The organism is Kitasatospora sp. NPDC056076 (assembly GCF_042266305.1).
Lineage (GTDB): Bacteria > Actinomycetota > Actinomycetes > Streptomycetales > Streptomycetaceae > Kitasatospora.
This window is the reverse complement of record NZ_JBHJWG010000098.1, coordinates 1-7749: the sequence shown is the minus strand read 5'-3', so window position 1 is coordinate 7749 and position 7749 is coordinate 1. Positions and strand designations below refer to the sequence as shown.

Here is a 7749-nt window from a genome sequence, read left to right as displayed (position 1 = left end):
CGAGAGATCTACCGAGTCCTGACCACGCCCAGCACACCGAGCACCACCACCGAGCAGCTCACCATCGCTGCTTGACATCCATAAGAGCATCCGGGCCTGCGCTCGCTCTCCTCTGCGGGTGGAGCAAGTCAAAGTGCTCCCGCATCGAGAACGCCATCACTGCGCCCTCCGAGAAGGACATCCGGGACTGGTGCCATGCCTGCAACGCTGACGGCCAGGCCGAAGACCTGGCGGCCAGTCTTCGCACCGTCGAAACCATGTTCACCGAGTGGCGGCGGATGGAGCGCAGCGGGCTCAAGCGCGCCCAGGAGATGGTTCTGCCCCTGTACGAGCGAACGACCCGGTTCCGGGCTTACACACCCGGCATCCTTCACGGTCTACTCCAGACCCGGGACTACACCCGTTCGGTACTACAAGCCACCCAACGTCGTCGTGTTGCCGTGAACGATGTGGAAGAGGCAGTCCAGGTCCGCATGGAACGGCAGGCGATCCTGAGAGACCACGGGAGGACGTTCGCCTTCATCATCGAAGAGGCGTGCCTGCACCACGGTCTTGGCGGGCCGGAGGTAGCGGCCGGCCAACTCGCCCACCTGAACATCGTCGCGTCCTTGGCGAACGTGAGCCTGGGGATCGTTCCGAGGGGATTGTTGCGCCACTCGATGCAGGTCGAAGCGTTCTCGATCTACGACTCGGCGCAGGTAAACGTCGAGCTTGTCTCCGGGTACCTCCAGATCACGCAGCCTTCGGAAGTGGGCATGTACGTCAGCCGGTTCGGGGAACTGTCCACGGATGCCGTGCATGGCGCTGCCGCTCGCGCCCTGATCTCAGGGGCGCTTGACTCTCTCGAGTGACTGCTGTGCAACTGCGTGCAACTTCGTTGGGCGTCGCTGGCCGCTCCTCGTACGGTCCATCCCACACCCCCATGCACGGAGGAGAGGGAACCGACGATGAGTGCCACAGCGAAGCGCGACATCCCGAAGCGTGTTCAGAGGTTTCTCGCCGAGGACGACGACGGCCCGCTCGTGGCCGAGCCGGTGTCGGCCCCGACCACCACGCTGCCGAACTTCCACGTCGTGGTCTACCTGGCCAAGCCGGGAACGGCGTTCCCCGAGCGCGAGATGCGCGACTGCGAGAGGTACGCGGACACCTTCGGCTGGGGCATCACGCTCACCGTCGTGGACGAGCACGCGAACGACAGGAGCCCGGAGGAGCGGCCGTTGCTCAAGGCCGCGTTGCAGAACCTCAAGGACCGGAAGGCCGGCGCGATCCTCGTCCCGAGCCGGGCGACGATCACCCCCATCGACGGGGAGTACAACGAGTTCGCCGGGGCGGTTGAGAAGGCCGGCGGGTTCATCCAGGTGGCGGCCCGGAGATGAGCCGGTACACCATCGTCCCCGCCGACTCCCCGGCCGGCACCAGTTTCCCGGTCTGGGCCGTCCAGGACCACAGGACCAACCGCCTGGTGCAAGCCCTCCCGCCCCGTCCCGAGCCGCTGCACTTCTACTCGTACGACTCGGCGCGGATCTGGACCCAGAAGAACGACGTCGACTGGGACGCCGCCTGATGCTTCCCAGCCCGGTGAACATCCCACCATCGCACTGCAAGGAGACCTCGTGACCATCAGGTGATCTTCAAGACGCTGCGGTGGACTCCGTACGAACGCGACGGCGTGCAGCTCACAGGGTGGGCGGAGCCGGCTTCCGCAGCCGAGCTTGACGACAGCGTGCGGGTGACGCCGCACCTCTTCCAGGCCCGCATCGACAAGACGGCCGATGTGCGCGTGCTGGTCGTCGGTCGGCGCACGTTCGCCGTCCGGATCGACTGTGACCTCCTGGACTGGCGCAGGGACTACTCCGCCCTCTCGTACACGGTGGTGGATCTGCCCGGCCGCCTGGACAAGGCACTTCACGACATCCTGGACCAACTCGGTCTCGTCTCCGGGTCGTTCGACCTCGCTGTCGACCGAGCCGGCGACTACTGGTGGCTGGAGCTGAATCCCAACGGCCAATGGGGCTGGCTGGAGCAGGAGACCGGCCTGGAGATGTCCGCCGCATTCGCTGATCTGCTGACACGAGGAGAGACAGCATGACCGGAACCGCGCCCCACCGGCGCGCCCTCGCCGACCGGCTTGAGAAGGCGGGCGTCCTGCGGACTCCGGAGTGGCGCGCCGCCGTCGAGGCGATCCCGCGCGAGGAGTTCCTCACCCCCGGGGTCTTCCTTCCCGACGACGGCGGCCGGTGGCGACCCGCCACCGCAGCGGGTACCACGCCGACCGCCTGGGCGGAGATCGCCTACAGCGACGAGTCGTTGACCACCCAGCTCGACGGGCAGCTGACCGCTGACCAAGCCAGGGGGCTCGTGACGGGCTCGCCCACGTCCTCGTCCACCATGCCCGCCACGGTGGTCGGCATGATCGAGCACCTGGAGGTCGCGGACGGTCACCAGGTGCTCGAGATCGGCACCGGCACGGGATACTCCTCCGCCCTGTTGTGCCACCGCCTGGGCGAGGACAACGTCACGACGGTCGAGGTGGACCCGGGCGTCGCGGCCCGCGCCGACGCGGCGTTGGAAGCGGTCGGCTTCTCGACCTGGACCGTCATCGGGGACGGGCTCCTCGGGCATCCTCGCCGCGCTCCCTATGACCGCGTGATCGCCACCTGCGCCGTCAACCGCATCCCGTACACCTGGATTCGCCAGACCAGGCCGGGCGGGATCGTCCTGGCGACGGTCGGCTCCTGGGGGTACGGGACCGGCCTGGCGAAGGTCGTGGTCAACGGCGACGGAACCGCCGAGGGCCGGATCGTCGACCGCTCCTCGTTCATGCAGGCGCGATCGCAGGCCGCCGCGCCGATCGCCGGCGACCTGTCCGCCCGCACCGCCTTTCCCGAGAGCGAGCGGCCCGCCAAGGTGCCGCCGACGATCCTCGGCGAGTGGATGCCGGCGTTCCTCGCCCAGCTCGCCGCGCCCGGAGCCCAGTTCGTCCAGGCCACGGCGGCCGACGGCGCACAGCTCCTGTACCTCTTCGACCCAGCGCGTGAGTCCTTCGCCGAGTTCATCCGCGAAGGCGGGGCGTGGACGGTTCGCCAGGGCGGTCCCGTCGCCCTGTGGGACGCCGTCGAGCGGGCCCTTCTCGCCTGGCGGGGCGCCGGTGGTCCGGACATCACCGCCGTACGGATCCACATCACCAGCAGGGCACACCGGTACTGGATCGGCGACGACGGCGACCTCCGGTGGGAGCACCGCCTCGACCGCCCCGCTTGAGCCTGGGCGCGGGCCCGGCGGGCCCCGCGGGCCCGGTGTTCTCAGGCCGTCGCGGCGGTCGCGGCGGTGGTCGCGGCGATCACGGCGGCCATCATGAGCTGCATGTTCTTGATCGCCTCGCGGACGGACTCGCCCGCCCAGTCGCCCGCGGCGATCTCGGCGAAGCGCGGCTCGACCTGCTTGCCCGGCAGGTCGGGGAAGGCCAGCCGGTGCAGCTTGGCCGAGTGCAGCAGGGCGATCAGGGCGGCGGTGCGCAGCTCCGGTTCGGCGCCGTCCAGGACGACGGCGGTCAGGCGCTCGCGCAGGGCGCGCTCGACGCTGCCGTCGGCCTCCGGGTAGTGCCGGACGGGGAAGATGCCGAGGACGCGGTGCCGTTCCTCGGTGACCAGGCCCCGCTCGCAGAGGCGCAGTTCGGTGTCCCGGAGCACGGTGGACCGGTCCTTGGTGAGCCAGTCCGCGGCCTTGGCCTTACCCGGTCGCTTGGTGCCGACCCACTCGTCGAGGCGCTCCAGTCGGCCGTCCACCAGCGGGTCACCGGTCGGGGTGCGGTCGACCACGGTGAGCCGGCCGTCGGCCACGTCGACCCGGCCGGCCAGTACCAGTTCGGCCAGCAGGCCGCCCGCGGCGGCCCAGGCGGTGTTCATGCCCTCCTTCGGGGCTCCGGTCCGGTCGTCCAGCGAGAGCAGCACCAGTTCCTCGGCGAGGGTGACGTGCATCGGGGGTCCTTCCTCTGTCATCGCCCGTCGGCCCTCAGCGGCGCGGAGCGGCTCTCATGATCGCAGGGCCTCGACCAGGCGCCGGGCCCGGGTGTCCTCCGCCAGCAGCACCCTCAGCAGCGGCTCGGCGCCGCCGTCCGCCGCGCCGCCGGACAGGTAGGCCTCGACCGAGCGCGGGTCGGCGGGCAGCGTCACCTGTCCGGCGTCGAGGGCGGCGTGGGCGCGGGCGTAGTCGAGGCCGAGCCCGGCGAGCAGCTCACCGGCGTTCGCCTCGGGCGCCAACTCCGGCTCCTTCCCGGCCACTTCGTGGAGCGCGAGGAGGGCCAGCAGGACGTGCTCGGTGCCGGGCGTGCGGCGGCCGAGGCGCTCGGCCTGGGCGTCCGCCTCCAGCCGGATCCAGGCCGAGCGCCCGGCGGATCCGGGCGGCAGCAGTCGCTTCCAGCGCGGGGCCCGGTGGGCGCGGCGGGCGAGCAGCGCCTCCCGGGTGGGGCGCAGCAGGGCGGCGGAAGCGTCGTCCGGCCCGGCGACGCCGGTCCCGCCGTCCGGCCCGTCGGCGCCGGACCCGCCCTGCGTCTGCCGTTTCGACTCCAGCTCGGTCGTCTCCAGCTCGGTCGTCTCCATCGAAACCCCTCCCACGGATGCGGCTTTGCCTGAACGATACGCCTACTTTGCTTGCTCTTTGCCATTTTCCGCACGTCAAGAAGGCGTCAGGATCGACCCGGCACGGAGCAGCGCACCGCCGCACCGAAGGCGATCTTCCCCGCCCGGGCGAAAGTCATTCCTACGATCGTCATACCCTGCCCGGTGTACCGGCGGACGGAAGGCCCGGGGGCGCCGCGTTGTTGCTACCGGGTGGACCCGGACCTCCGGAAGGGGTGAGCTCCCTTGACCGACACCATCCCCGGCCCCGAGCGCGCGCCCGGGGCGGAATCGCCGTTGGACGCCTACTCCCGGATCGTCACGTCCGTGGCCGCCGCCATGACGCCGCGGGTCGCCGCCCTGCACGTCCCCCGGCGCGGCCGGGACGGCTGGTTCAGCACCGCGCTCGGCTCGGCCGTGGTCGTCACCGAGGACGGCTTCCTGCTCACCAACGCCCACGTCGTCGGCCACGCCGACGCCGGCACGCTGGCCTTCGCCGACGGCACCACCGCGCCCTTCCACACCATCGGCGTCGACCCGCTCTCCGACCTCGCGGTGCTGCGCGCCGACGGCCCGACCCCCTCGCCGGCGGTCCTCGGCGAGGCCACCGGGCTGCGGGTCGGGCAGTTGGTCGTCGCCGTCGGCAACCCGCTCGGCCTGGCCGGCACCGTCACCGCGGGCGTGGTCAGCGCGCTCGGCCGCTCCCTTCCCGCCCGGGCGGGTAGCGCCGTACGGATCATCGACGACGTGATCCAGACCGACGCCGCGCTCAACCCCGGCAACTCCGGCGGGGCGCTCGCCACGGCCGACGGCGAGGTGGTCGGCATCACCACCGCGGTGGCCGGGAACGGGCTGGGCCTGGCCGTGCCGATCAACGCCACCAGTCGGCGGATCATCGCCGCCCTGCTCGCCGACGGCCGGATCCGCCGCGCCCACCTGGGCCTGGCCGGGGTCCCGGCCCCTCTGCCGCCCGCCCTGCGCGCGCGCACCGGCCAGCGCACCAGCCTGCGGATCGTCGAAGTGGTCCCCGGCTCCCCGGCCGCCCGCTCCGGCCTGCGCGAGGGCGACCTGCTGCTCACCGCCGCCGCCGAACCCATGGACAGCGCCCAGGCCCTCCAGCGGCTGATGCTCGCGGACGCGATCGGCCGCCCGCTCCCGCTCACCGTCCTGCGCGGCGGGGCTCTCGTCGACGTCATCGCCACCCCGACGGAACTCCACGCCGACGACTGACCGACCGCCGACCGGCGTGGGTCTTTGACGGTCCGTCACCACCGGTGCTGGGGTGGGCGAATGGATCCCATCGAACGCATCCGGCAGGCGATCACCCACGAGCGGGAGGAGTGGCACGCCTGGCTCGCCGGGCTGCGGGCCGGCCGGGCGCCGGCACCCCAGGGGCGGATCCGGCACGTCTTCGTCCTGGTCCTGGAGAACCGCTCGTTCGACCACATGCTGGGGGTGTCGACCGGCACGGTGGCCGACGGCAGCCTCCGCCACGGCATCGGCACGGACGCGGTGACCGGCGCGCCGACCACCGTCGACGGCCCCGACACCCGCGCGGGCAACCACCACGCGGGCACGGACCACCCCGTCCGGCTCGGCGCGCCCTTCGCCCTGCCCGTCGACCCGCCGCACGAGTTCTGCGACGTCATGCTCCAGCTCGCCTCGACCGCCATCACCGGCCGCCCGCACGACGACCGGTGCGCCTACGACGGCACCTACCCGCCGATCACCCTGGGCGGCTTCGTCGACAACTACGTCAACGAGGCGACGGTGAAGCAGGACGCCGAGGCCCTCGCCGACCCCGGCGCCGTCATGGCCTGCTTCACCGCCGACCAGCTCCCCGTCCTCAGCACCCTGGCCCGCGAGTTCGCCGTCTGCGACCGCTGGTTCTCCGCCCTGCCCGGGCCGACCTGGCCCAACCGCTTCTTCCTGCACGCGGCGAGCTCCGCCGGCCTCGACCACAGCCCCGACCCGGTCGACACCGTCCGGTCCAAGCTGAGCGGCTACACCTTCGAACACGGGACGCTCTACGAGGCCCTGGACGACAAGGGCCTCCCGTGGCGCGTCTACGCCGGGGACGCGCTCCCCCAGGTCAGCGCGCTCGCCGGGATGGACCTGCCGACGACGGTGGAGCGCTACCACCACCTCGACGACCTGGCGGAACACCTCCAGGACCCCGGGTACCCGGCCGCCTACACCTTCATCGAGCCGAACTACGGCCACGTCCTCACCCACGGCGGCGACTTCCGCTGCGGCAACAGCCAGCACCCGCTCGACGACGTGACCGACGGCGAGGCGCTGATCAAGTCCGTCTACGAGGGGCTGCGGCGCTCGCCGCTCTGGGAGTCCAGCCTGCTCGTCATCACCTACGACGAGCACGGCGGCTTCTACGACCACGTGCCGCCGCCCGCGGCCGTCCCGCCGGGCGACCGCACCGACCCGGAGCACAGCGCCCACGGCTTCCGCTTCGACCGGCTCGGCGTCCGGGTGCCCACCGTCGTCGTCTCCCCGTGGATCCCGGCCGCCGCGCCCGCCGCCGCGCCCGCCGGCAAGGACAGCGGCGCGGACAGCGGCGCGGACGGGCGGAACTGCAACCTGATCGACCACACCCAGTACGACCACGGCTCGCTGCTCGCCACCGTCGAGCGACTGTTCGGACTGGCCCCGCTCACCGACCGCGACGCCCGGGCGAACGACTTCCTCCACCTGCTCTCCGCCGACGCCCCGCGCGAGGCGCCCCGCACCCTGCCCGACCCGGCCGAGTCGGGCGTCTCCTGGAAGGCGGAGGCCGCCGGGCCGGCCGACCCCGGCCGGCCCGTCACGGCGACGCTGCGCGGGTTCGTCGAGACGGCCGCGATCCAGGAGGCGCGCCTGCACCCGCAGGAACACGACCGGATCAGCCGACGGGCCGCCGGGATCGCAACGGTGGCCGACGCCGAGCAGTACCTCTCTGACATCACCGCACAACTCGGTCGGGCCGGGCTGCGCATCGCCAGGCCGCCGCAGGGCTGACCTAGGGTCCGTCTTCAAACTCCCGTCTGCGGGCCGACGCTCCCCCAGCCTTCGGCCGGGAGGTACCCCCAGGGCACAAGCGCGCCTCGCCGCGTTGTCGTCGGTCGCCAATGCGCTGCAT

The 7749-nt window shown here is 72.1% G+C and carries 8 protein-coding genes and 1 pseudogene; 7 read left to right on the top strand and 2 right to left on the bottom strand.

Annotated elements, in window-relative coordinates:
* The 5 genes and pseudogenes from ACFC1T_RS37880 to tgmC form a co-directional block, all read left to right on the top strand.
* The coding region (locus ACFC1T_RS37880; RefSeq protein WP_375897228.1) for a DUF5753 domain-containing protein at nucleotides 1-851 on the top strand (851 nt) is incomplete at its 5' end.
* A 96-nt stretch (nucleotides 852-947) separates the two neighbouring features.
* The gene (locus ACFC1T_RS37875; RefSeq protein WP_375897225.1) at nucleotides 948-1376 is read left to right on the top strand and encodes a hypothetical protein; all 429 of its coding nucleotides are present in this window, start codon (nucleotides 948-950) and stop codon (nucleotides 1374-1376) included.
* The gene (locus ACFC1T_RS37870; protein ID WP_375897222.1) at nucleotides 1373-1564 is read left to right on the top strand and encodes a hypothetical protein; all 192 of its coding nucleotides are present in this window, start codon (nucleotides 1373-1375) and stop codon (nucleotides 1562-1564) included. The genes ACFC1T_RS37875 and ACFC1T_RS37870 overlap by 4 nt, the downstream gene beginning before the upstream one ends.
* 57 nt (nucleotides 1565-1621) lie before the next feature.
* Nucleotides 1622-2089 (top strand): annotated as a pseudogene (locus ACFC1T_RS37865) (ATP-grasp ribosomal peptide maturase); the annotation flags it as partial.
* A complete protein-coding gene (tgmC, locus tag ACFC1T_RS37860) occupies nucleotides 2086-3261 on the top strand; it encodes an ATP-grasp peptide maturase system methyltransferase (protein WP_375897220.1) in 1176 nt (391 codons plus the stop codon). The pseudogene ACFC1T_RS37865 and the gene tgmC, both read left to right, overlap by 4 nt.
* A 41-nt stretch (nucleotides 3262-3302) precedes the next feature.
* On the opposite strand, the gene ACFC1T_RS37855 is transcribed toward tgmC, so the two are convergent.
* Nucleotides 3303-3977, bottom strand: coding sequence for a GPP34 family phosphoprotein (locus ACFC1T_RS37855; RefSeq protein WP_375897217.1), 675 nt, complete (start codon nucleotides 3975-3977; stop codon nucleotides 3303-3305).
* A 54-nt stretch (nucleotides 3978-4031) separates the two neighbouring features.
* Nucleotides 4032-4598 carry a hypothetical protein gene (locus tag ACFC1T_RS37850; RefSeq protein WP_375897214.1) on the bottom strand — a complete coding sequence of 189 codons (567 nt, stop codon included), beginning with the start codon at nucleotides 4596-4598 and terminating at the stop codon, nucleotides 4032-4034.
* A gap of 264 nt (nucleotides 4599-4862) precedes the next feature.
* Here ACFC1T_RS37850 and ACFC1T_RS37845 point away from each other — a divergent pair, with 264 nt between their 5' ends.
* Nucleotides 4863-5846 carry a S1C family serine protease gene (locus tag ACFC1T_RS37845; RefSeq protein ID WP_375897211.1) on the top strand — a complete coding sequence of 328 codons (984 nt, stop codon included), beginning with the start codon at nucleotides 4863-4865 and terminating at the stop codon, nucleotides 5844-5846.
* Between the two features lie 60 nt (nucleotides 5847-5906).
* Nucleotides 5907-7628 carry an alkaline phosphatase family protein gene (locus ACFC1T_RS37840; RefSeq protein ID WP_375897208.1) on the top strand — a complete coding sequence of 574 codons (1722 nt, stop codon included), beginning with the start codon at nucleotides 5907-5909 and terminating at the stop codon, nucleotides 7626-7628.
* Nucleotides 7629-7749: the final 121 nt, after the last annotated feature.

Coding starts and splice junctions, on each gene's coding strand:
- ACFC1T_RS37875 (WP_375897225.1), top strand. CDS start 948: ATGAGTGCCACAGCGAAGCGCGACATCCCGAAGCGTGTTCAGAGGTTT.
- ACFC1T_RS37870 (WP_375897222.1), top strand. CDS start 1,373: ATGAGCCGGTACACCATCGTCCCCGCCGACTCCCCGGCCGGCACCAGT.
- tgmC (WP_375897220.1), top strand. CDS start 2,086: ATGACCGGAACCGCGCCCCACCGGCGCGCCCTCGCCGACCGGCTTGAG.
- ACFC1T_RS37855 (WP_375897217.1), bottom strand. CDS start 3,977: ATGCACGTCACCCTCGCCGAGGAACTGGTGCTGCTCTCGCTGGACGAC.
- ACFC1T_RS37850 (WP_375897214.1), bottom strand. CDS start 4,598: ATGGAGACGACCGAGCTGGAGACGACCGAGCTGGAGTCGAAACGGCAG.
- ACFC1T_RS37840 (WP_375897208.1), top strand. CDS start 5,907: ATGGATCCCATCGAACGCATCCGGCAGGCGATCACCCACGAGCGGGAG.